The 24,098-nt window shown below is 55.8% G+C and carries 18 protein-coding genes, 2 tRNA genes and 1 pseudogene; 9 read left to right on the top strand and 12 right to left on the bottom strand.

Translation table 11 applies throughout. The features are described 5' to 3' along the window. Positions 1-460: 460 nt before the first annotated feature. Positions 461-556: pseudogene (locus HMPREF1631_RS07310) on the top strand (DUF1963 domain-containing protein); the annotation flags it as partial. Here the strand turns inward: HMPREF1631_RS07310 and HMPREF1631_RS06480 are convergent. Continuing rightward, entirely contained in the window at positions 553-963 is a 411-nt protein-coding gene (locus tag HMPREF1631_RS06480; protein WP_156956249.1) for a hypothetical protein, read from the bottom strand. The pseudogene HMPREF1631_RS07310 and the gene HMPREF1631_RS06480 overlap by 4 nt on opposite strands. 123 nt (positions 964-1,086) lie before the next feature. Next, complete coding sequence (locus HMPREF1631_RS06475; RefSeq protein WP_156956248.1) at positions 1,087-1,335, bottom strand: helix-turn-helix domain-containing protein; 249 nt, start codon at positions 1,333-1,335, stop codon at positions 1,087-1,089. 244 nt (positions 1,336-1,579) lie between these two features. Between HMPREF1631_RS06475 and HMPREF1631_RS07180 the strand changes: the two genes are divergently transcribed. Further along, positions 1,580-2,308: a hypothetical protein gene (locus tag HMPREF1631_RS07180; RefSeq protein ID WP_198017390.1), complete on the top strand. Its 729-nt coding sequence runs from the start codon at positions 1,580-1,582 to the stop codon at positions 2,306-2,308. 588 nt (positions 2,309-2,896) lie between these two features. Here HMPREF1631_RS07180 and HMPREF1631_RS06465 read toward each other — a convergent pair. Beyond that, positions 2,897-2,970 (bottom strand) — tRNA-Gly (locus HMPREF1631_RS06465). 140 nt (positions 2,971-3,110) lie between these two features. Between HMPREF1631_RS06465 and HMPREF1631_RS06460 the strand changes: the two genes are divergently transcribed. Further along, positions 3,111-3,184 (top strand) — tRNA-Pro (locus HMPREF1631_RS06460). Between the two features lie 45 nt (positions 3,185-3,229). Here the strand turns inward: HMPREF1631_RS06460 and HMPREF1631_RS06455 are convergent. Further along, a complete protein-coding gene (locus HMPREF1631_RS06455; RefSeq protein WP_034233896.1) occupies positions 3,230-3,985 on the bottom strand; it encodes a glycerophosphoryl diester phosphodiesterase in 756 nt (251 codons plus the stop codon). A gap of 502 nt (positions 3,986-4,487) precedes the next feature. Between HMPREF1631_RS06455 and tig the strand changes: the two genes are divergently transcribed. The 5 genes from tig to HMPREF1631_RS06430 all read left to right on the top strand — a co-directional run bounded on the left by tig (position 4,488) and on the right by HMPREF1631_RS06430 (position 10,284). Further along, the gene (gene tig, locus HMPREF1631_RS06450; RefSeq protein ID WP_084707555.1) at positions 4,488-6,080 is read left to right on the top strand and encodes a trigger factor; all 1,593 of its coding nucleotides are present in this window, start codon (positions 4,488-4,490) and stop codon (positions 6,078-6,080) included. 235 nt (positions 6,081-6,315) lie between these two features. Beyond that, positions 6,316-6,957: an ATP-dependent Clp protease proteolytic subunit gene (locus HMPREF1631_RS06445; protein ID WP_304412813.1), complete on the top strand. Its 642-nt coding sequence runs from the start codon at positions 6,316-6,318 to the stop codon at positions 6,955-6,957. Positions 6,958-6,968: 11 nt separating this feature from the next. Further along, on the top strand, positions 6,969-7,643 hold the full coding sequence (locus tag HMPREF1631_RS06440; RefSeq protein WP_034233742.1) for an ATP-dependent Clp protease proteolytic subunit: 675 nt from the start codon (positions 6,969-6,971) through the stop codon (positions 7,641-7,643). A gap of 284 nt (positions 7,644-7,927) precedes the next feature. Beyond that, the gene (clpX, locus tag HMPREF1631_RS06435) at positions 7,928-9,205 is read left to right on the top strand and encodes an ATP-dependent Clp protease ATP-binding subunit ClpX (protein ID WP_034233739.1); all 1,278 of its coding nucleotides are present in this window, start codon (positions 7,928-7,930) and stop codon (positions 9,203-9,205) included. Between the two features lie 158 nt (positions 9,206-9,363). Beyond that, positions 9,364-10,284: a hypothetical protein gene (locus HMPREF1631_RS06430; protein ID WP_034233736.1), complete on the top strand. Its 921-nt coding sequence runs from the start codon at positions 9,364-9,366 to the stop codon at positions 10,282-10,284. Positions 10,285-10,542: 258 nt separating this feature from the next. Here the strand turns inward: HMPREF1631_RS06430 and HMPREF1631_RS06425 are convergent, their stop codons facing one another. Then, the gene (locus HMPREF1631_RS06425; RefSeq protein ID WP_034233733.1) at positions 10,543-12,375 is read right to left on the bottom strand and encodes a long-chain fatty acid--CoA ligase; all 1,833 of its coding nucleotides are present in this window, start codon (positions 12,373-12,375) and stop codon (positions 10,543-10,545) included. A 103-nt stretch (positions 12,376-12,478) separates the two neighbouring features. Continuing rightward, complete coding sequence (valS, locus tag HMPREF1631_RS06420; RefSeq protein WP_034233730.1) at positions 12,479-15,151, bottom strand: valine--tRNA ligase; 2,673 nt, start codon at positions 15,149-15,151, stop codon at positions 12,479-12,481. Positions 15,152-15,331: 180 nt separating this feature from the next. Between valS and HMPREF1631_RS06415 the strand changes: the two genes are divergently transcribed. After that, entirely contained in the window at positions 15,332-17,269 is a 1,938-nt protein-coding gene (locus tag HMPREF1631_RS06415) for a potassium transporter Kup (RefSeq protein ID WP_198017389.1), read from the top strand. 99 nt (positions 17,270-17,368) lie between these two features. Here the strand turns inward: HMPREF1631_RS06415 and HMPREF1631_RS06410 are convergent, their stop codons facing one another. Genes HMPREF1631_RS06410 through hemE form a run of 6 tightly spaced genes read right to left on the bottom strand, consistent with a single transcriptional unit; the run spans position 17,369 to position 24,056 of the window. Further along, positions 17,369-18,772, bottom strand: coding sequence for a glutamate-1-semialdehyde 2,1-aminomutase (locus HMPREF1631_RS06410; RefSeq protein WP_034233727.1), 1,404 nt, complete (start codon positions 18,770-18,772; stop codon positions 17,369-17,371). A gap of 44 nt (positions 18,773-18,816) precedes the next feature. Further along, positions 18,817-19,833 carry a porphobilinogen synthase gene (hemB, locus tag HMPREF1631_RS06405; protein WP_084707540.1) on the bottom strand — a complete coding sequence of 339 codons (1,017 nt, stop codon included), beginning with the start codon at positions 19,831-19,833 and terminating at the stop codon, positions 18,817-18,819. A gap of 19 nt (positions 19,834-19,852) precedes the next feature. Continuing rightward, on the bottom strand, positions 19,853-20,557 hold the full coding sequence (locus HMPREF1631_RS06400; protein WP_034233724.1) for a uroporphyrinogen-III synthase: 705 nt from the start codon (positions 20,555-20,557) through the stop codon (positions 19,853-19,855). 4 nt (positions 20,558-20,561) lie between these two features. Beyond that, on the bottom strand, positions 20,562-21,623 hold the full coding sequence (hemC, locus tag HMPREF1631_RS06395) for a hydroxymethylbilane synthase (RefSeq protein ID WP_052047203.1): 1,062 nt from the start codon (positions 21,621-21,623) through the stop codon (positions 20,562-20,564). Beyond that, complete coding sequence (locus HMPREF1631_RS06390; RefSeq protein ID WP_034233721.1) at positions 21,623-23,011, bottom strand: NAD(P)/FAD-dependent oxidoreductase; 1,389 nt, start codon at positions 23,009-23,011, stop codon at positions 21,623-21,625. The genes hemC and HMPREF1631_RS06390 overlap by 1 nt, the downstream gene beginning before the upstream one ends. Further along, positions 23,004-24,056, bottom strand: a complete 1,053-nt coding sequence (gene hemE / locus HMPREF1631_RS06385; protein WP_369794736.1) for a uroporphyrinogen decarboxylase — start codon at positions 24,054-24,056, stop codon at positions 23,004-23,006. Before hemE ends, HMPREF1631_RS06390 begins: the two co-directional genes overlap by 8 nt. Positions 24,057-24,098 lie beyond the last annotated feature (42 nt).

The following is a 24,098-nucleotide window of genomic DNA, read 5'->3' as shown; positions in this document are numbered from 1 at the left end:
CTACCCGTACGCTGTCTGCCGATATGCAGCAATACGGCAAATAAAAACGCCCACCTCATATGAGTGGGCGTTCATTTTGGAGACTTAAACGTTGGATTTGATAAGAGCCCAGACCATCACCTAACCCCTGTTTACCAGGAGAGTTCTTGTGTTCGGCCTCTGTTTGAGGCACATCAGTGGGGCGGCTACTTGGTTATGATAATGGTTGGGATTGGACGTCTGCCAGTGGAGTTGTATTTGAGGTGTGGGAACGCTGCATTGAAGACCTTAAAGCTACCTGGCACGAGCAACGCTTCAGCGAAAAACTGACTATGTTGTTTCGTTTACCCATCTAGGCGGACACTCATGGAACGGAAAAACAGGATTTGAAGAACTGCTAAATGCCGTTCTTCCTATCTCTGATTATGACACCCACGTTTTACCGGTAACAGTAGAATAATGGACTACGCTTAACAGCTGTTTTTCAGACGCAGGAAATCTAGAAGTATGGATCAGACAAAGCGACTTGAAAAAACTTGATTTCTCCCATGTATGGTGCCTAATCCGAACCGACTAGGAACACGGATTTTCAAATGAGGGTAGGGGCAGTGAAATCTTTACAAGGTGGATGCCGGGACAGCAGGCTCGGTCAACCGCACGCAAAATCACCGAATCAAACAGGGCATTAACTCGATTTATCGCTGAACGCTGTGCGAGGAGGGGCTTGTCGCCGGTCATCATGGTCAAATTGTGCGGTTTAATGACGCGGTATGTGTCTTGGCCAATCCGGAACTTCTTGTCCACACAGTGACTAAGTTCTTCAGCAATGACGGCCACTGGGGTAACGGTTGCAAGGAGTTGGCGGTTCTTATCCTCAACTAGGTAATAGCGCTCATTGAGCTTCTCAAGACCATCCTTAAGATTGAAAATGCCCAAAATATCGATGATGAAATAGTTCAATATAGAAATGATCCATTCAATCACTGACTCAGTTTTTGTGTGCTTGTGCCTGTGCCGTAGTGGCCGGATGGTCGCATTCGGAAATACATGACGAACTGCTGCGTCGTACTTAGCCTGTTTGGCTCCGGGTAGATGCATGTCCGGCAGTCACATTTTCCGGATCAATCGGTACACGCATCTTCGCGTCTGTAGTAGGGCCAGGCTTTTCGTCAAGTAGGTAGTCAACGCTAACATCGAACAACACGACATGGCTTTGAGGTTATCGATATCTGGATAGCCTTTGCCGGATTCCCATTTCGTGACTGCTTGCCTTGAGACATGAATTCTCTCAGCGAGTTCTGCCTGCGAGAAGCCGAGGTTAGTGCGGCATTCTTTAATTCGTTCTGCAAGTGCCATGATCATACTTTCTCTTCAATCGGTTTTACTATAAGCGTCTACCGCGTCGGAGGCAGACGCAGGCGATCACATGGCTACGCGAGATTTCCTACCGGCTACCGACGGTTGCCACCTGCTTGACCGGCGCAAATGCTGCAACATTGTGAGGACTTGATGGCTAAAGACAGAACACGCCGAGGCGGCGGCGCGGATACGGGCCGGTCGGTGTACGAGTCACGCGGCCTATTGGTGTTGTGAAATTTTTATGAAAACTATTGACGGCAAGAGTTTTCATAACTTAACATTTTTCTTATCTCTAAGAGGGGGCTGCAGCCCAGATTCCCCGGCTGCACTACCCGCCGTCAGGCAACACGGCACGATGAAAGGAACGAAGTCCGTGAATCTTCGAAAATTTGCGAAACTGACAACTGCAAGTGTCTGCGCAATTGCGTTGTCATTAGTGTTTGGCGGAGTAGCTAATGCCACGCCGCTTAGCGAGTCCACGCCATTGTCTCAGCAAATTTCTCACGGCACACAACACACCACACCGGCCCCTGTAATATCGGAGGATCAGCTATTAGCTGTTTTTAAAGCAATTGAAGAGATTCCTGATAGTGTCCTTCAAGCCGGAGATGCTGCAGCACAATCTTGGCTCAAAACGCGACTGGGAGATGGATTTCACTCAGAGTCAGGTGGCATTTCCACTTTTGGAGTAGTCGGTTGTGTTAGTGCTATCGGTCTTGCTATCGTGACAAACCTTCCAATCTTTAAGATTACGAAAATCCGTACGGCTCTGAAAGCTGCCGGTGGTGTAACTAAGTTTGTAAAGACCTTCAAGCGTGTTTACGATGCACAGCGGAGAGCAAAAGTACCATTTAAGACTGCAGTTTCGCGGGCCGTTAGGCGGGCTGCAAAAAAGGCTGGACCAAAAGCTCAACGTACTTTGATCGAACTCTTTAACCTAGGGATTGTTTATGATGCTTGCTTCGAGTAAGAATAGAGTGCGAATGAAAAAAAAGGTACGAAAAATTAGTTTCGTAATAGGAATCCTCGGATTAGCATTGATAATTCTTAATTTTTGGGTTGATACCAGAAAGATCGGAGGCGTTTTGTGTGCGGTGGCTCTGATTGGACATCTGGTAACCCAGGAAAGTGAAACCGATATTCAACCACCTGATCAAAACAGGAAATCATGATCAGATCGTTGTTTTCGCGATGAAATACGATACAGGCTACACCACCAGTATATCAAGGTGAGAGTCTGTTGTTCGTGCTAAAGCTATGGGTGTTTCCACTGTGGAGGCACCCATAGCTGTTATTGAAAGAAGGCCACCGATCATGGTTTGCACAGGCTTCTTCATGATGAACCGAACCCTGAAGTGACGAGCTTCCTCTCTTTTATTCCGATTATGTATGTAACGTCACTCCTCCAAAAATCGGGGAATGGGAAACCCGGTGCGCTTCAAAATTTAATAGCGACTAGATTTTCCGCCCGCAGTGAATATCCACATTCGCTAAGCCGGCACAGCCGCAACGCAAAATCGCGAACGCAAATGGGTACTTATCAAATCCGACGTCTAAGTGGAGCGAGTGACGGGAATCGAACCCGCGTCATCTGCTTGGAAGGCAGAGGCTTTACCATTAAGCTACACTCGCAGTGCTTTCACCGCTAAACGAGTTTAGCAGGAATCGGCTTCAAAATAAAATGTGTTTGAGTGCAAACAGGCGTGATTTGGCACTCATCGGAAAAAATCGGTTTGGAAAGCATAATGGCTTAGTTTACTATTTATTGAGCACGGGGTATGGCGCAGCTTGGTAGCGCGTCCGCTTTGGGAGCGGAAGGCCGTGGGTTCAAATCCCGCTACCCCGACCGGACCGTTTTTGGGCGGACAGTCCCTTGTACTCCGCCTGCCGGCTATTTCGCGCTTTTTGCCCCGGAAATACCCTTCATAATATGCGGTACGTTGGAAATAATCCCGTCTACGCCCCAATTGGCAAGCTGATTCGCGCGCCCCGGGCTGTCGACTGTCCAGGCGTTGATTCCGAATCCCGCCCGATGGATTTTTTCCACACGCCACGCCGTCAGAAAATCGTCTTCCGGGTGAATATAGTCGGCGCCCACCAGTTCCAGAACGGATTTCCAGTCGTCGTAAAGAGCCGCCGTTTCGTAGAGGCAGCCGACGGGAAGCTTCGGGGCCCGCTGTTTAAAAATATGCAGCAGCACATGGTTGAAAGAAGAAACAATAACTTTTCGGGACGGGCTGAGCTCTTCCAGTTCCGAAATGATGTTGTCGATCAAACGCAGCGTTTCTTTTTTGCCCTGTTCGTTCGATTTAATCTCGATATTGGCATTCAGCTCTTTTTCGTTCATGAATCGGATAAGTCCGCGCAGTGTCGGCACGGGCTCGCCGGCAAATTTCGGACTGAACCAGGACCCGGCGTCCAGCTGCGGTAAATCCGAGGCATTCAAATCGTAATAACTTCCAAAACGGTTTGTTGTGCGGTCCAGTGCGGTGTCGTGGATAATGATGGGAGTGCCGTCTCCCAATGCGTCCACATCGGTTTCAATCCAGTTGATTCCGTTGTCCAAAGCAGCTCGAAAAGCGCTGAAAGTATTTTCCGGCGCAAGCGTGTTCAGTCCGCGGTGAGCCATTAAAGTGCAGTCCGCCATTGTTCTTTCCTCTCTGTGTCCGGTGCGGCCCGATACGTCTTCGCATTTCGCCGTATTCGGTGCCCGCCGCTCCGGCCGGAACAATTATTTATGGTAGTGCATGGCGGGTACTTCCGCAGTGTTTTGTTTTCCGTTTCGCACATTTGCGCGAAACAGCCGGCGTAATCTGTATTGCCCGTCCGGTGTAATCTGTGCCGCCGCCGGCAGGGCGGGCACAGCTGCCCGCCCGCGGGCGCCCGGCGGGGCGCGGGCCCGGAAGATGGGCGGAAACCCCTGCCCGGCGGGGCGAAGCGGGCATAGATCCCGACTGTGTCCACTTTCATTTTGAATAATGCATAAAAATGTGTGTTTTTGTTCTACGATTAAACAGTATATGTGTACCTATGAGTGCATAGACCAGTTCTGGGCATAACGAATGCGCACATATGCGTGCGTCATCGACGTTCAGAAGACAACAACGGCGGGCGACCGCCTTTCAGACCTCATGAGTGGAGAAATCTCAGTGAAGAATTCCGTTGACTACTTAAGTGAGACCCGTGCCAAGCTGGAAGTGGCAGTATCGGCGGCAGATTTCCGCCCGGCATACGAGAAAGCCGCGAAAAAAGTTGCGAAACAGGTGAATATCCCGGGTTTCCGCCCCGGTAAGGCTCCGCGCCGCGTGCTCGAATCGCGTATCGGCAAGGGCTACATTATCGAACAGGCGATTAACGACAGCCTCGATTCCTATTACAGAGATGCTGCCGCGGAGTTCGGGATTTCTCCGATGTCCCGTCCCGAAGTGGCAATTGACGAAGTGCCGGAAATGAAAGGCGCCGAAGACAGCACGGCTCTGAAGTTCACGGTGGAGGTGGATATCCGTCCGGAGATTTCGCTTCCCGATCCGGGTGCGGTGAAAATTGAAGTCCCTGCGGGCGAAGTGACCGATGACGAAGTTGAAACGGCACTGACAGATTTGCGGGAGCGTTTTGCCACGCTGACCGACGTAAACAGGAAAGCGAAAAAGGGCGATTATGTGAATATCGATCTTGTGGCCACGATCGACGGCAAGCAGGTTGACGATATGTCGGGCGTGTCTTACCGTATCGGCGACGGAAATATGCTGGAAGGGCAGGACGCCGCGCTTACCGGGGCAAAGAGCGGCGACGTTGTCGAATTTACCTCCAAGCTTGCCGGCGGAGAGCACAAGGGAGAGGAAGCGGCCGTAACCGTTACCGTCCACTCGGTAAAAGAATCCGTTCTTCCGGATGCGGATGACGAATTTGCCCAGCTGGCTTCGGAATTTGACACGATTGATCTTCTGCGTGACGATTTGCGGAAAAACGCCGCAAAATCCAAGGTTGACGGGCAGATTTTTGAAGCGGAGCAGAAACTGATCGAAGAACTGCTGGGACTGGCGGAGTTCCCGCTGCCGCAAAGCGTCGTCGACGAAGAAGTGGCCGCGCATCTGGAGCAGGAAGGCAAGAGCGAGGATAAAGACCACGCGGAAGAAGCCCGTAAGGATGTGGAAAAGCAGCTGAGACTGCAGCTTCTTCTGGACGCCTATGCCGAGGGTTTCGGCGTGGAAGTGGGCCGGGAAGATCTGCTCAACTTCTTGATGCAGCAGGCGAAGATGTACGGAATGGACCCGAATCAGTTCATTCAGGCTGCCGCACAGTCGAACCAGCTGCCTGCATTCGCCGGTGAGCTTGCGCGGAACAAGGCCGTGATTGCCGCAATGCGTCTGGCTAAGGTAGTGGACGACAAGGGCAATGAAGTGGATGTGGTATCGGCTTTGGGTGAAGCTCCCGAGAACGAAAAAGTGCCCGAGTTTAATCTGCCGAAGACGCGCAAGATCAATCCTGCGGCAAAGAAGGCCAAGCCGGCCGCCAAAGCGGGCAAGACTGCCCGAGCCGGAGAGCCGCAAAAGGCGGAAAAACCGGTCAAAGCGGCAAAGGGCAAGAAGGCCGCCGCAGCGCAGAGCGCAGACACTCCGGCAGCGCCCGCCAAGTCTGCCCTGAAGGGCGAATGGGTGGCGTACCGTGTTGCCACCGGAGAGCTTACGGAGGCAGAAGCAAAGAAAATGACGAAGGATGCTTTGATTAACTATCAGGGCTGACCGAAATTCTTCTTCCCGGGTGGGGTGGGCGTATTTTCTTGCCTGCCCCACCCGTTTTGCGTTCTCTTTCCCTGTTTTTCCGGTTCCGCCGATCTCTGCCGTGAGCGAAAGACGAAGACGGAAGCGGAAAAATGGGGAACTTCGCGATATTCTGATAGAAGTGGGCGCAGGCCACGCACCGAGACTGCGCCAAAGACGGATTTACGGGAAACAACCGAGATATTAAGGAGCACTTGTGACGACACGGCCACAGCTGGCAGCCGAAACCGCAGGCGGTTTGGGCTTGGGGGATTCTATCTACAACCGTTTGCTTAAAGAACGGATTATCTGGCTCGGAGATCAGGTAAAAGACGAAAACGCAAATATGATCTGTGCGCAGCTTCTGCTGCTTGCGGCAGAAGATCCGCAAAAAGACATATACCTGTATATCAATTCTCCCGGCGGATCCGTCACGGCCGGCATGGCAATTTTTGACACCATGGAATACATTAAGCCGGATGTGGCTACCGTGGGAATGGGCCTTGCCGCGTCTATGGGTCAGTTTTTGCTCTCCGCAGGCGCGAAGGGGAAGCGTTATATTACTCCGCATACACGGGTGCTTATGCATCAGCCTCTCGGGGGTGCCGGCGGTACGGCAACGGAAATTAGGATTAACGCGGATTTGATTCTGCAGATGAAACAGGAACTTTCGGAATTGAACGCTTTGCACACGGGAAAGACGGTGGAGCAGATTATTGCCGATTCCGACCGTGACCACTGGTTTACGGCGAAAGAGGCAGTGGAGTACGGTTTTGCCGATCATATTATCACCACCGCATCTTCGGTGATCGGCGGCGGCGGTATGGGAGTTGCCGACGCGTCGGAAGAACGGAACTGAGAGGGTAAACAATGAATTTGAATCTGCATAATTCCGGTTTTTCACTTCCCGGGGGAACAGCTCCCCGAATCCCGGAAAGCCGTTATATTCTTCCGAATTTCGAAGAGCGGACGCCCTACGGGTACAAGCGTCAGGATCCTTACGCAAAACTCTTCGAAGACCGGATCGTTTTTCTGGGTGTGCAGGTGGACGACGCGTCTGCCGATGATATTATGGCGCAGCTGTTGGTGTTGGAATCCATAGATCCGGAATCTCCGATTACGATGTATATCAATTCTCCGGGAGGCTCGTTTACGGCGCTGACGGCTATTTACGACACCATGCAGTACATTAAGCCGCAGATTCAGACGGTGTGTCTGGGTCAGGCGGCGTCGGCGGCAGCGGTTCTGCTTGCCGCAGGTGCCCCCGGCAGGCGTCTTGCGCTGCCCAATGCCCGGGTGCTGATCCATCAGCCCGCCATGGAGGGCGTGCAGGGTCAGGCGTCCGATATTGCGATTGTGGCCGATGAGATCGACCGGATGAACCGGTGGCTTATCGACACGATCGCCCTGCATTCCAAGATGAGTGCGCAGCAGGTGGAAAAGGATATTTCCCGGGATAAAATTCTTACTGCGCAGCAGGCAAAAGAATACGGGCTTGTGGATCAGGTGCTGGTTTCCAGGAAATCCGTGCCCGAACAGAAATAACCGCTGAGTCTGTGTGCGGGAGGGGGCACCGGGTGCGTTCTCCTTCCCGTTCCGTTTCTTCGCCCGGCGTTTTTTGGCGTGTGGTGCTGTGTTTGCCGTTTACGGGCCGTCTGCTCTTTGGCGGTGTTTACGGCTGAGCCTGCGCACTGTGGGCAGCGTTTGTACGCGCGGGATATCGCGGTGTTTCATGCCCGCATGCCTCGCGCTTCGGGGTAACATATCTTATAGATTTTTACGGACGATGCATTATCCGGGCAGGATATTGCGGAAAGGCGGATTGCTAAATGGTTCCCACTGCCGATGCCGCAGATATTCTGAAGTGTTCTTTCTGCAATAAGAGCCAGCGTCAGGTGCGGAAGCTGATTACCGGCTCCGGGGTGTATATCTGCGACGAATGCGTTGAACTGTGCAATGAAATCATTGAGGAAGAGCTGGGCGGCGAAGCGGAGAAAAAAGCGAAAGAGGAGAAGCTGCCGACTCCCAGGGAGATCTGCAAATTTCTTGACGAATACGTTGTGGGCCAGGAAACGGCAAAACGCACTTTGGCCGTTGCCGTGTATAACCATTACAAGCGGGTGCGTGCGCTCGAAAATGCGTCGGCGGCAAAGGGGAAAAAGGATCACGGCGACGATGTTGAGATTGGTAAATCGAATATCCTGCTGATGGGTCCCACGGGCACGGGAAAAACCTACCTTGCCCAGTCTCTGGCGAAAATGCTCGACGTGCCTTTTGCGATTGCGGACGCCACGGCGCTCACGGAAGCCGGATATGTGGGTGAAGACGTGGAGAATATCCTGCTGAAGCTGATTCAGGCGGCGGGAGATGATATCGCGCGCGCCCAAAAAGGGATTATTTACATCGACGAGATAGACAAGATTTCGCGTAAGTCCGAGAATCCGTCGATTACCAGGGACGTATCCGGGGAAGGCGTACAGCAGGCTCTGCTGAAAATTATTGAAGGGACGGTGGCTTCTGTGCCGCCTGCCGGCGGGCGTAAGCATCCGCAGCAGGAGTTTTTGCAGATTGACACGTCCAATGTGCTTTTCATCCTGGCGGGTGCTTTCGCGGGAATGGAAGATATTGTTTCAAGCCGTGTGGGCAAACGCGGGATCGGATTTGGGGCGCAGCTGCATCATGCTTTGGATTCCGACGATATTTTCAAAGACGTAACTCCCGAAGATCTGCATAAATTCGGTTTAATTCCGGAACTTGTGGGGAGGCTTCCGATTATCGCCAATGTGGAGGCGCTGACCGAAGACGATTTGGTGGCTATTCTCACAAAGCCGCGCAATGCGTTGCTGAAACAGTACCGGAAAATGTTTGCGTTGGACGGTGTGGATCTGAAGCTGAGCGACGATGCGCTGCGCGAAATCGCGCGGGAGGCGATTGCCCGCGGCACGGGTGCGCGCGGGCTGCGCTCCATTTTGGAAGATTTGCTGCGTGAGCTGATGTTTGATATTCCTTCGCGCAGCGATATCAGTGCCGTTTTGATTTCCGGCGACGTGGTCAGAAAGGAAGCCGAGCCGCAGTTTGTGTTTGCGGAGCGGCAGAAGCAGGCGTAATTATTCATAAATGTGCCCGGTGTGGCGAAGTTATATTTTCTTAAGTAACATTTTTATCAATTTTCACAATCTTTTCTTTTTTCTCTTGACAAACGTTGCGGGGGGGGGGGGTAGATTCCTTAGTGTCGTTAACAAACACATAATTAACGGGAGAGAAAATGAAGAAATTATTTTCCGGAGTGTCGGTTGGGGCACTCGCGCTTTCCGCCGTTGTAGTTCCCGCAACCGCATTTGGTGCGGATGCGGGTAAGCAGGATTTGTCTGTGCTGGAACACAGGTACCAGGTCAACTGTGTTGATGATAATATCATCGGACCTGCACAGTGCAAAGCTCTGGAAGCGGAAATTGCCAAACTTAAGGCACCTGCCAAGAAGCCTGTAAAGCCCGCTGAGGAGAAAAAGGATGTCTGCGAGGGCATTAAGTCCGGCGATACCGGTTACAACTCGTGCGAGCTGAAGAAGAAGAAGACAGAAGAAGCTTTGGTGAAGGCCGAGCGGGAAAAGATGGCAAAGCTGATTATGGACAAGATCGCCGACAAGGCGCTTGCCGATAAAGTTCTGGCCGGTCAGATCACCATTTTTGACGCTCAGAAGCAGCTGAATTCGTATCTTACACGCGGAAAGGTTGCTGTCGCCAAAGGCACGAATGATGCTGAGGTGAAGGAAGCGCTGGCATTGAAGGCAGAAGCTTTGGGGAAGAATTTCCTTGCGAAGCAGATTCGTGCTTCCAAGAAGTCTTCCGTGGCAAATTTGCTTGCGATGCTGAACAGTGCTCTTAAGCCGGGTGAGCGGGTACAGCTTTCGGATGTCGATGCAAGAGTAAAGCCTGCCGGCACCACTGCCAATCCCACGACGCCGACTGTCGATCCCAATAAGAAGCCGGACGCAGCCAATACGCCTGCGGATAAGAAGTCCGATGCAGACAAGAAGTCTGCTAAGGATAAGAAGACTGTTGCGGAGAAGGCTGCCAAAAATAAGAAGGGCAAGCTCCCCAAGACCGGTATTGGTGTGGCCTTGGTTCTCGGTCTCGGAGGTGCTGCTGCCGGTGCGGGTACGTTCCTGCGTCGTCGTGCACACTGACTTGATTCTGTAATTTGATTTTGGGTGGGGTTTCCCCGGCGCGTTGCGCCGGGGAAACTTTTTGTTCCGTTTTGTTCCGTTCCGCGGGGATTTTGGGTGTGTGCCGAATTGGGGTGTTCATTTCGGGCAACCGGGCGGACAGATGTGCCCTCAGGAACCCACATCTGTCCGTTTGGTTGCCCGAAACGGACGGGAGCTTATAAGAAAAGGGTGCCTCTGCGCTGTTTTGGCAGAGGCACCCGAATTATTGTGTTCTAATTACTTTTCACCGTAGATCCCGGCAATCTCATCGGCAAAATCGGCGATCACATTCGCGCGGCGGACCTTCATCGACGGTGTCAGGTAACCGTTAGTCACCGTAAAATCACCCGGAAGAATCACAAACTTACGAATCGATTCCGCCCGCGAGACCGTGCGGTTCGCATACTTCACCGCGCGGTCCACGGCGGCGACGATCTGCGGATCGGTGATCGCCTGGGAAAGCGTCATTGGCTCCAACTCGTGGTTTTCCAGCCACTGCGGAAGTGCCTCCGCGTCCAGCGTTATCAGGGCGGCAATAAACGGTTTCTTGTCGCCGACCACAACTACCTGGGAAATCAGGGGATGCCCGCGCAGGTTGTCTTCCAAAATGGCGGGAGCAACATTCTTTCCGCCGGCGGTTACGATCAGTTCTTTCTTGCGCCCGGTAATCCACACGAAATCATTTTCGTCAATTCTGCCGATATCGCCCGTGCGGAACCATCCGTCTTCCGTGAATGCTTCCTTTGTCTCTTTGGGGCTGTTGTGGTATGCCCGGAAAACGTGATCTCCTTTGACGAGAAGTTCCCCGTCGTCGTCAATTTTCAGATAGCAGCCGGGATATGCCTGGCCGACCGATCCGATCGCGATATTGCCCGGGCGGTTCACGGTCGTGGGTGCAGAAGTTTCGGTCAGACCGTAGCCCTCAAACACAGTTATCCCCGCGCCGCGGAAAAAATGCCCCAGCCGTTCTCCCAAAGGCGCGCCGCCCGAAATGGCGTAGTGCATTCTGCCGCCCGTGATTTCGCGCAAACGCCCGTACAGGGCACGGTCTCCCAATCGGTGCTGTGCCTTCAGCTTCGCCGAGGGGCCTTCCTTGGTGTCCAGAGCGCGGGAATAGTTAATCGCCACTTTTGCAAAATGCCTGAACACCTTGAGCTTTAAACCCCTGCCCGCTTTGGCGTCGGCAGCGTTGTACAGTTTTTCAAACACCCGCGGTACGGCCAAAACCAGAGTGGGCCGGAAAGAGCGGAAATCTGCCACCAGGTTTTTGATGTTCGGGCTGTATCCCACCACGTTTCCGCCGTACATTACGGTGATGTTGATGAATCTGGCAAACACGTGCGCCATCGGCAGAAAGAGAAGCGTACGGGCTTCCTTTCCGCCCAAAATCTTCATCAGCTCCTCATTCGTTACACCGTTCATCGCCACATGCAGGACGTTGCGGTGCGTAAGCTCCACGCCTTTTGGTTTACCGGTAGTGCCGGAAGTGTAAATAATCGTCCACAGATCGTCGGCTTTCTGTGCCGCAACCAGTTTATCCGGGAGGGAATCGTCCACAGTCTCCCCGAGTCTGCTTAACTTGCCCTGAGCGTCGTCGGAAATAACCCATGTCTGCTTAAATCTGCGTTCCTTCTTAAACACCGGATCGAGAATCGCGCGCATCATCGGATCCTCTACCACCGCAGCCACAATTTCGGAGTTGGTGATAATCCATTCCGCCTGCTCCGTGGACGATGTTTCGTAGATGGGAATTGCCCGGGCGCCGGCAAACTGAATGGCGAAATCAAACAGCGTCCACTCATAGGAAGTGTGTGCCATAATTGCCACATTGTCGCCCGGTTTAATCCCGGATGCGATCAGGCCCCGTGCCACCTGGCGAATTTCAAACAGAAACTGTTTGAAAGTGACCTTCACCCACTGCCCGGAAACTTCGGCTTTGCGCTCCACGGCTACTTTTTTCGGCGTGCGTTCGGCCATCTGCAGCAGCAGCCCGGGTACGCTTAGGGTGTCGGGAATCTCGATCTTTCCCGGTGTATAGGATATTCCCGGTTCTTCAATATAGTCGCTCATTGAGCTCCCTTCGTTTCTTCCGGACCGATTATCTAAGTATAGACGAAAAAACCGACTGTGAATGAAAAAGCGGGGCCGAAACTCATTTTCAGCCCCGCCCGATTCACCGTTTCGGTGTTTCAATAAGCGTAAAATCCGTTACCTGCACAGGCGAGTCGGCATCTTCTGCGCCGACAAACCGCAGTTGGCCGGTCACGGAAGCGGCGGCGGTCAGATCCCCGCGTGCCGATTCAAGCAGTCCGAGAAGCTCCTTCGGGGCCTGCACCGTCACATTGGAGTAAGGGGTACGCTGGCTGACCTTTGCCTCCGTTTTTATCTTCCGCAGCGCGCGCAATGCCTCCGATGCCGCGTGCAGCACATCTTCGGAGGTGTTCCCCACGGCGTCGGCGAGCTCGGAGGCTTTGGGCCAGGGTGCGCGGTGTACCGAACCGGTGCGGTACCAGGACCACACCTCCTCGGTGGCGTAGGGAAGTACGGGGGCAAGCAGGCGGACGAAAACGTCGACCGCCAGATTCAGGGCCACGCGTGCCGAAACAATCTGCCCGTTCTTTCCCGCAGCCGCAAGTGCGCCGTCCCTGTCTGTGGCACGCGCCTTCACCAGTTCCAGATAATCGTCGCAGAACGTCCAGAAACAGGTTTCCGTAACTTCCAGTGCCCGCGTGTGGTCGTAATCTTCCAGTGCCTGCGTTGCGCGGGTAATCACCTTCGCCAGCTCTGCCAGCATGGACCGGTCCGTCTCGCAGGTGACGAGCCGGGGATCCAAAACCACGGGAGCGTTTTCCCCGCCCGCGCGGAATGCAAACTTTGAGCCGTTGAGAACCTTCAGCGCCAGACGGCGTCCGATTTTCATCTGCTGTTCGTCGAATGCCGCATCGGTGCCCAGGCGCGCGGAAGCGGCCCAGTAGCGCACGGCATCGGAACCGTGCTTTTCCAGCAGTCCCATGGGCGTAACCACATTGCCTTTGGACTTCGACATTTTCTTGTGGTCCGGGTCGAGAATCCATCCCGAGATTGCCGCGTGTTTCCACGGAATTGCGCCGAATTCAAGATGGGCGCGAACCATCGTGGAAAACAGCCAGGTACGGATGATGTCCTGTCCCTGGGGGCGCAGATCCATCGGATAGACTTTGGAAAACAGATCTTCGTCGTGCAGCCATCCGCCCGCAATCTGCGGCGTGAGCGAAGAAGTGGCCCAGGTGTCCATAATATCTATTTCCGCGGTAAATCCGCCCGGGCAGTCCCGCGCGGACTCGGAGAATCCCGGCGGGCAGTCGGAAGACGGATCCACCGGCAGCCGGTCTTCGGATGGGGTAAGTACATCGTCGTAATCCACGTCCCCGTTTTCTTTGATTCTGTACCACAGCGGAAGAGGCACGCCGAAGAAACGCTGGCGGGAAATGAGCCAGTCGGAATTCAGCCCCTCCACCCAATTGTTGTAGCGTACTTTCATGAAATCGGGATGGAAGCGCAGTTCCTGCCCGCGGGCAAGCAGATTTTCGCGCAGCTCTTTTCCGTTTTTCTCGGGATAGGGGTTGCCTCCGTTGCGGATGTACCACTGACGGGAAGTGACGATTTCCAGAGGCTTGTCGCCTTTTTCAAAGAAGTTTGTTTTACGCATTGTGGGTGTCGGCTCGCCGTGCAGTTCCCCTGTTTCGCGCAGTTTTTCCACCAGCGCTTTGCGCGCGGAGAAGGTGGTTTTTCCTGCCATCAGGGCATACATTTCGAGTCCGGATTCGGATGTGATCCACGACGGTGTCTCGCGCAGCAGACGTCCGTCTTTGCCCAGTACGCAGCGCATCGGAAGATTCAGTTCCCGCCACCACTGCACGTCGGTTACGTCGCCGAAAGTACAGCACATGGCGATTCCCGCGCCCTTGTCGATTTCCGCGGCGCGGTGGGCAAGAACCGGAAGTTTCACGCCGAAAATCGGAGAGGTGACGGTTGTTCCGAAAAGGTGGCGGTAGCGTTCGTCCTCCGGATGTGCGATCAGGGCAACGCATGCGGGAAGGAGCTCCGGGCGTGTGGTCTCGATAATTACGTCCGATCCGTCTTCGGCATGGAAAGCAAGCGCGTGATAGTGGCCGGGGTAGTCGCGCGATTCCAGTTCCGCCTGTGCCACTGCCGTTTGAAATGTTACGTCCCACAGCCCGGGAGCCTCGGCCTGGTAGGCCTCGCCGCGGCTGAGATTGCGCAGAAATGCCGCCTGTGCCACCTTCTGTGCTTTTGTGCCGATTGTCTGATAATGCTCCGACCAGTCAACGGAAAGACCGAGACGGCGCCACAGATTCTCAAACTGTTTTTCGTCTTCTTTGGTGAGCTGTTGGCACAGTTCGATGAAATTGCGCCGTGAAATAGGCATCTGATCTGCGTATTTGATTGATTTTCCGTCGCCGCTGTGCGGGGGAACGAAATTGGGCTCGTAGGGCAGGGAGGGATCGCAGCGCACCCCGTAATAATTTTGTACACGGCGTTCGGTGGGCAGACCGTTGTCGTCCCATCCCATCGGATAAAATACGTTGTATCCGCACATACGCCTGTAGCGGGCGACAATATCCGTGTGCGTATAGCTGAAAACGTGACCGACGTGCAGTGAACCCGAAACGGTCGGGGGCGGTGTGTCAATCGAATATACGGATTTACGGTCGCTGTTGCGGTTGAATGTGTATGTGCCACCGTCGGCCCATGCCTGCCCCCAGCGGTTTTCCAATCCTTCCAGGGCGGCTCTTTCCGGAACCTCGGTGTGATCGAGCAATGCGGATTTTATATTTTCAGTCATGAATTTATTGTTTCACGTTTGCGGTGATTAGCGTAATAATCATGTATGTAGTGGCGTGTATCACGCCTATTTTGAGACAAAAATACTCATTTTTTACCGAATGTGACCGAAAAGATAGCAAAAAGACTGGTATTACCCATGGGGTGGGGGGATATTGTATTCCTCGTGCTAAAGTTTCAGATGCGCGCAAACAGCGCTAAAACGCATGGGAAAAAGGTATTTGAACGGCATGAACCGGTTTCCCGGAAAGCCCGGGCGGGTCTTTCTCTGGCTGCGCTCGGTGTGGTATACGGGGATATCGGAACTTCTCCTCTGTATGCGATGCGTTCGATTTTCACTTTCGACAATCATTCCGTAGTCCCCACGCAGGAAGGCGTATACGGAATACTGTCCCTGCTGCTGTGGTCGGTAATGATTATCGTGTCATTTAAATATGTGCTCCTTGTAATGCGCGCCGACAACGACGGCGAAGGCGGAATTTTGGCGCTGACCGCACTGCTGCGCAAGACACTGGTGAAAACGGGCTTTAAAATTGTGACAGTTTTGGGACTCGTGGGAGCGGCTCTGTTTTTCGGCGATTCCATGATTACCCCAGCGATGTCGGTGATGAGCGCGGTGGAGGGGCTGGAAACCGTTTATCCGGACGCACAGCGGCTGATAGTGCCGGTTTCGCTGGTAATTTTGGCATTTCTGTTTGGAATCCAAAGATTTGGCACGTCACTTGTGGGGCGGGCGTTCGGGCCGATTATGGCACTGTGGTTCCTGACGCTTGCCGCGCTCGGTGTTCCGCATATATATGCCAACCCCGGGATTCTGAGCGCGCTGCTGCCCACGTATGCGCTCGGTTTTGTGTGGCAGCACCCGCTCCTTACATTCGGTGTGCTCGGTGCGGCGGTGCTGGCAATCACCGGCGCGGAGGCGCTGTATGCCGATATGGGGCATTTCGGGCGCACTCCGATTGCCCGTGCGTGGTTTATGATGGTTCTGCCCTGTCTGGCGCTGAATTATCTGGGGCAGGCGGCACTGATTTTGGAACATCCCACAGCCGTTGACGCACCGTTCTTCTATCTTGTGCCGGAAGGTCTGCGTCTGCCCGTGATCGTGCTGGCCACACTGGCTACGGTAATCGCCTCCCAGGCCGTAATCTCCGGAGCGTTTTCGGTCACGGCCCAGGCTCTTAACCTCGGTTTTCTGCCCAGAATGAGGATTTTGCACACTTCCAAATCCGAAGGCGGGCAGATTTATGTGCCCGCGATTAACGTGCTGCTGGCCATCGGGGTGGGCGTGCTGATTATCGGTTTTAAGTCTTCCGATGCACTCTCCCATGCCTACGGTTTGGCGGTTACGGGTACGGAACTTCTGACCACCACGCTCTTCTTCCTCTTTGCGCGGCATGTTCTGAGGTGGAGTTGGGTGCGGATTATTCCGATGCTGTGCATAATTCTGAGTCTGGAAATTTCCTATTTTTCGGCAAATGTGCAGAAAATTCCGACGGGCGGCTGGCTTCCGATTCTGATCGCCTCGGTATTTCTCCTGGTCATGGCGACATGGATTTGGGGTGTGCGCGCCGTGCGCGACAGACGCAGCGAAATTGAAATCAATATGCGCACGCTGCTGAAAACACTGCGCGAAAAGGAAGTGCGCAGGCTTCCCGGCCAGGCAATTTACCTGCACGAAAACAGAGGCACGGTGCCGATCGGTCTGAAGGAAAATCTGCGTTTCAACCAATGCACGCACGAACAGATCGTGCTTGTGCACGTAAAAGTGCTCAATATCCCGCACGTGCGCCACGCGCAGCGGGTGAGTGTGGAACGCTTCGGCCGCCACGAGCAGAAACTTTTTGATATCACAATCAGTCTCGGGTTTAACGACACAATTGATATTCCCTATAATCTGCGCCTGTGCAGCAACCCGGACGCCGAATTTGTGTTTCGCGAAGATCAGGCACGTTATTTTGTCTCGGTGCTGGAACTGCAAAAATCCGATCAGGTGCCCTGGTATCTGATGTGGCGCCGTTCGCTGTTTATGTTTCTGATCCGCAACGCCACCCAGCGTGTGGACGTGATGCGTCTGCCGCGCAGCAGAACCGCCATTATCGGCGGATCCATCTACCTGTAACCAAAAAGGTGCGTCCGGGGCCGCAGCGTGTCTGCGGCCCCGGACTGCTTCTTCGGCTGTGTTATTTTGTGCGCGAAAGCGTGCCTGCCGTATTTGAGGTCAGCCGAGTGCCTTTTTTACGGCGTTTACCGCATTGGGAAGAGCGGCGAAAATTCGGTCGAGAACCTGCGGCGTATGCCGGGCGGAAACAAACCACGCTTCAAAGCACGACGGCGGCAGATACACACCGCCGTCGAGCATGGCGTGGAAGAAAGCCGTATATGCCGCAGTATTCTGCGCCCGGGCCTGTGCATAATTTTCCACGCCGTTTTCCGCCGGTTCCCTGCCGAAAAACACGCTGAACAGACTTCCCGCACGATTAATGCGGAAGGGAACCGAGGCGCGGTCAAATTCGGCGCCCAGCCCTTCGGTCAGCTGTTCGGCTGCGCTGTCGACCGCTCTGTACACCGCTTCGTCCGCATATTTCAGCGTGGCGATGCCCGCCGCCGCGGCAAGCGGATTTCCGGAAAGCGTACCTGCCTGATACACGTCACCGACGGGGGCAAGACGGTCCATGATTTCCGGCGCTCCGCCCAGAGCGGCCAAAGGCATTCCTCCGCCCACGATTTTTCCGAAAGTGATAATATCGGGCACGTATTGGGCCTGTGCCAGCTGTGTTTTCTGCCACTGCCGGCGTTCCTCTTCCCCCTGCATCGCCGCCGCGGGCAGATAAGCGGGAAGGGAAGCGGGCCCGTACCCTGCTTCCAGTCCCCAGTATCCCGCGGGCGAACAGCGGAAACCGGTAAGAACCTCGTCGGTGATCATCAGTGCGCCGTGTTCCCGGGTGAGCCGGCGGATACACCGGTTAAATCCGGGTTTCGGGGTAATCACGCCCATGTTTGCCGGAGCGGACTCAGTGATTACGGCCGCAATTTTCGCGCCGGACTCTTCAAATACGCGCTCCAGCGCGGCTTCGTCGTTGTAGGGGACAACCAGCGTATCTGCGGCTGTGCCCGCGGTTACTCCCGCGCTGCCCGGCAGTCCCTGTGTGGCGACGCCGCTGCCCGCGGCAACCAGCAGCGAATCGGAATGGCCGTGGTAGCATCCCGCAAATTTCACGATAAACGGCCGGCCGGTGACGGCGCGTGCCAGACGGATCGCGGTCATTGTTGCTTCGGTTCCCGTGGAAACCATGCGTATCCGGAAAGCCGGGGGCATACGGGCGGTAATCATGTTTGCCAAAACGGTTTCGTTTTCGTGCGGCGCGCCAAAGCTCAGGCCGCGTTCCGCCGCTTCCCGCACGGCCGCGGTAACCTGCGGATGGGCATGCCCGAGAAGAGAAGGACCCCACGTACAGACCAAATCCACGTATTCGCGTCCCTCGATATCCGTGATATATGCACCCCGGGCCCGGCTGATAAACAGCGGTGCCCCGCCGACTGCGGCCCAGGCGCGCACCGGGGAATTGACTCCTCCCGGGATTGCTGCCCGTGCCTGCACGAATGCCTGCGCAGAGGTTTTCATAACTGCTCCTTTTGTTTCGGTTGCTGTATTGTGCGCAGAGGCAGTTACGCCTGCATCGTCTGCGCGTACTCCAAAGCCCAGTACGTTAAAATAATATCCGCTCCGGCGCGGGTAATGGCAGTCAGCGATTCTCTGACTGCCCGTTCGCGGTCGATCCAGCCCCGCTGCGCGGCTGCCTCAACCATCGAGTATTCTCCGCTCACCTGATACGCGGCTACGGAAATCGGGCTTTGCCCGGCAAGTTCGCAAACTACATCCAGATAATGCGAGGCGGGCTTGACCATCACGATATCCGCGCCCTCGGCGATGTCGAGAAGTGCTTCGCGGATTCCCTCCCGCCTGTTTGCCGGATCCTGCTGATACGTTTTCCGGTCGCCTTTCAGGCAGCAGTCCACCGCCTCGCGGAAAGGGCCGAAAAAAGCGGAGGCATATTTCGCCGAGTATGCCATGACGGATACATCGGTAAACCCGTTTTCGTCCAGCGCTTCGCGGATTGCCGCCACCTGTCCGTCCATCATTCCCGAGGGACTGACCATATGCGCTCCCGCCTGTGCCTGCGATACCGCCATTTCGGCGTAAAGCGCGACCGTTTTGTCGTTGTCGACTACACCGTTTTCGTCCGTTACCCCGCAGTGGCCGTGGTCGGTAAACTCATCCAGACATGTATCGGCGCAGACCACGAGAGCGTCGCCGACTTCTTCGCGTACCGCCGCAATCGCCCGGTTCAGGATTCCCTGCGGGTCGCGGGCAGGCGAGCCGCAGGCATCTTTCTCTTCGGGCAGCGGAATGCCAAACAGATCGATTCCCCCGATTCCTGCTTCCGCGCATTGGGCGGCCAGGCGGCGCACGGAATCCAGGCTGTGCCGGTACTGTCCGGGAAGTGTGCCTATTTCCTGCGGTCCGTTCTGACCGCTGCGGACAAACGCGGGCAGAATAAGATGTTTTGCGCTGACGGTGGTTTCCGCAACCAGCGAGCGCATTGCGGCGGTGGTCCGAAGACGCCGGGGGCGTATCGGAAGGCGCCGCGCCGGCCGGGATTCATGTGTGTTTTCCGTATTCATAATAATCTTTGGCTTCCTTTCAGTTTTGGCTTAAAGAGCGCAGGGCGCGGGCTATTCCCGCGGCATCGGGTGTGTCTGCCAGGGCGGCAACGTGCAGTCCGGCGTCCGTGCAGTCCCGGGCGGTCTGGGCACCGAGGGCAATAACGCCCGGTGCGCGAAACTCCGAATTTAGGAACCCGGCAAGGGCACGTCCGGCGGAGCCCGAAGTAACAATTACGCACTCGGCATTGCGGTAGGCGCAGGGGAGCGCGGCTACGGGCCGGGGAGTGTAGACCGGCGTGGCCCGGGCGGGAAATTCCAGTTCGGTTAATGCGTAAAGCAGTGTTTTGTGCGCTTTTTCCGATCCCGGAAGCCACCAGAAAATTCCGCGCCGGTCAGCGGGGCGCGGAAACAGATGCGCAACCGATTCGCTGAGGGACTGTGCGTTGGGTGCGGCGGGAATGTGGGTTCCGATCCCGATTTCACCCAGCCCGTTTTCTGTTTTTCTGCCGACGGCAAAAAAGAGCGTGCCGTTTTGGCTGTAGCGTATGAGCTGCTGCCTTCCGTTACAGCCGAGAAAAGTGAGCGTGCGGCGGGAAGTGACGGCCAGCGCTTCCGGTGCCCGCGGCGGAAAACTGTACGCAAGCCCCTGAAAAGTCAGGAGAGGGGCGGCAGTGACTTTTATGCCCAGTTTTTCCAGCCCGCGGCTGAGGCTGCCCTCCTGCTGGGTGACTACGGTCTGCATTTTTTCACCACTTTGCCGAAATATCGTTTGCGGCGGCCGTGGGATCCTGTTTTTCCTCTCTCCACAGTGCGCTGCCGGCGAAAGGCGAAATATCGCCGCCGCTGCCGCCGCTGCGCCGCGTTTTGTTCAGGTGCAGGGGTGCGACGGATTCCGCTCCCCGTTCCAGCAGCAGTGAGGCCAAAGCCAGTCCGAGTTCCCCGGCGTGCGGGTATTGGGCGGCCGGCAGTTCGGCTTCCAGGGCGGACGAACCGTCCGGGGAGAACACGCCTGCCCGCAAAATACCGTTTTCGTATACGGCACCCACGGGCGCGGCGCATCCCGCCTGCAGCCCGGCCAGGACCGCCCGTTCGGCGGACGCGCTGAAATTTGATTCCGGATCGTTGAGATTTTCCAGTGCGCGGGCAAGGGGGGAAAGGGGATGCGTTTTTTCCGGCGCGGGGCAGTCCTGCGAACGGCACTCCACGGCCAGTGCGCCCTGGGCGGGTGCGGGAAGGATCGGAAGAATGCGGGAGGGGATGTCGGTTCTTCCCAGACGGATCAGTCCCGCGTGGGCCAGCACAACCGCGTCCAGATCCCCTTCCGCCTGCGGATGCAGACCGCGCACACGGGAAATGCGCGTTCCGATATTGCCGCGGATATCCATAATCCGCAGATCCGGACGCAGACGTTTGAGCTGCGCTGCGCGCCGCGGGGAACCGGTGCCGATTTTCGCTCCCTGCCTCAGATCGCCAAGTTCCGCTCCCGAAGCTGTGACCAGCACGTCTGCGGCCGTTTCCCGTTTTGGCACGGCGGCGGTTTCCAACCCCGGGATTTTTTGCGTGGGGAGATCTTTGAAACTGTGCACGGCAATGTCGCATTCGTTTTCCAGCAGCGCCGTGCGCAGACGGGCGGCAAATACTCCCACTGTGCCCAGTTTGGAAAGCGGTTCGCGGGCAGTATCCCCGGCAGACGTAACCGCAACCGTTGTGCTGCGCACGCCCAGCCGGGCCAGAGCCGCGGCCACCTGCCGCGCCTGCGCCAGGGCAAGCTCCGAGCGCCGTGTTCCGATTCTTACAGTCTGTGTCATTACAGTTCACTTCCCACCGTCAGTGCGTGCGGAATCACCGCTCCCAGGCCGGTCCCGGCAATCCACGCACCCGTAACCGCAAAATTGGGTATCCGGGACTGCCATTCTATCAGCCGTGCGATATCCGCGGTATACTGCGGCGTATGGGAGAGCAGCGACCTGCCCCAGCGGACCGTGCGGAAATCAATCACGTCATCTTCGCGCAGAGTGCACTGCAGCAGCGCGGATGCATCATGCAAAACGGAGGGCAGATCGGGCAGAATCTCTTCCTCGCCGGCGCGGCCGTATGATATGCGCAGGGCGTGTGTATGCGGACCGTGCAGGGCACGCAGTCTGTTTCCGCACCACTTCCATTTTTCCGAATAGTGGGTCAGTGCTTTGGCACGCAGCGGCGAATCTGCCGAGACCAGCAGACCGGATCCGCGCGGTGCACAGTCCAGTTCCCGGCTGCGCAGCACAACCGTGACTCCCACCGGGGATGCGTCTGCGGGGAAAGAAATATCCAAAGGTGCCTCGGGGAATGCTCCGCGCAGAAGTCTGCATGCGCTCTTCCATCCCGTTGCCAGAATAAGTTTTTCCGCGCCGAATGTGTGCCCCGGCGTGTGCCTGTCGGCGTCTTCGCTTCTCCCGTCCGTCTCCCGTGCGGTGACGGTGAATCCCCCTTCCGGTTCCGCGATTATTTTTTCGCAGCTCATCCGGGTTGTGAGCGTTTCTCCCGCCCCGCGCAGTTTTTCCGCCAGTGTTTCGTGCAGCACATGCATTCCCCCCACCGGCTGGGCCAGATTCGGTTTGTCTGTGCCCCGCAGTTTTTTCACTCCGCGGATCAGACTTCCTGTTTCCTCTATGGCCTGCCGCAGACCGGGTGCTATTGCGTCGATGCCGATTTTCTCCGGCGAAGCCGAATGGATTGAGCCGACCATCGGCGCCACCATTTTTTCCAGCATGGCCTGTCCGCAGCGCCACCGGACCAGTTCGGCAAGTGTGGAAATCCGTCCGATTCTGTCTGTGGCCATATTTTCGTCCATGCGGGCGCGGGCGTATTCTTCGCCGGTCAGCGCGCTCCATGCCCCGTCGTCCCAGGAGGCAGGGATTCCCCATATTCCGTAGGCGATCGGTGTTGCGCCGCCGCTGTGGTAAATCCAGGATTTGCCCTGCGGGCAGTTCATGGTCAGGCCGAGTTCGGAACACAGCCGCGAAATTTCCCCGTTGCGCAGAGCGTATGATTCGGCTCCCAGATCAATTTTTATTCCGCCTACGCTGCCTGCGCCGACGAGACCGCCGAGCCGGGAGCGCGCTTCGAGAACGCGGCAGCGTATACCGCGCAGGGAAAGGCGGTATGCGGCCGAAAGACCTGCGATTCCGCCGCCTATGATAATTGCGTCAGTCATTTTCACCTGTTTTTTGGGAATGTACGTATTCGACTATTTTTGTCAGTACGTCGGGGTCGGTGTTTTTTGGTACTCCGTGCCCCAGATTTACAATGTGCGCGTCTGCTTTTCTGCCCGCGGCGAGAACGGAATCCAGGTGCGGGCGCAGAATTTCGGGCGGACACATGAGCATGGCCGGGTCAATGTTGCCCTGTACAACGACAGGTTTTTTCCGTTCCTGTGCGCCCGGGGAAGCATATTTTTCGCGCAGGAGGGCGACCGCCTGCGAAAGGGGCGTTTTGAAATCGATGCCGAGGCAGTCGGCGTTTTGTGCCATCGCCGGGAGAAGATGCTGCGTTCCCACGCCGAAATGAATGGAAGGCACGGAGAAGTCTGTGCACAGAATTTTTTGCGTGGCGGGCAGGCAGTGTCTGCGGTAGTCTTCCGCGCTGAGCACTCCGGCCCAGGAATCGAAGAGCTGGTATGCCTTTGCGCCGCCCTTTACCTGTGCGCGGATAAAAGCGATTGACATTTCGGCACACCAGTTCAGCAGCCGGGAAAAAAGTTTGGGGTCGGCGTGCATGAGAATACGCGCTCCGAGATGGTCTCTCGTGGGACGTCCCTCGATCAGATAGGCGGCAAGCGTGAAAGGCGCTCCCGCGAAAGCCAGAACCGGGACGGAAACCTTTTCGGCCGCGCAGCGCACTCCCTGCGTGACGGGGTCGGTGTCCGTGATTTGCCGGGAAATGAGTTCCTCCACCGCCTGCGGGGTGTCGTATCCGTGCGGAAGGGTCGGACCGACTCCGGGAGTGATTGTGATATCCACGTCAGCCAGACGTATCGGGACTACGATGTCGCTAAAAAACACGGCGGCGTCCACCCCGTGGCGGCGTACCGGCTGAGCCGTGATTTCCCCCGCCAGCTCCGGGGTAAGGCAGGCTTCCAGCATGGGCATATTACCGCGTATTTTTCGGTATTCCGGCAGGGAACGGCCCGCCTGGCGCATAAACCAGACCGGCGTAACCGCAGAACGCGAACCTTTTAGGGCAGAAATAAAACAAGACATCGGATTCATTGTTGCATACTTTTTCCGCCGACGGATACTTTT

Source organism: Arcanobacterium sp. S3PF19, assembly GCF_000758825.1.
Taxonomy (GTDB): Bacteria; Actinomycetota; Actinomycetes; order Actinomycetales; family Actinomycetaceae; genus Arcanobacterium_A.
The sequence above is the reverse complement of the archived record's forward strand: the minus strand, read 5'-3'. Positions and strand labels throughout refer to the sequence as shown.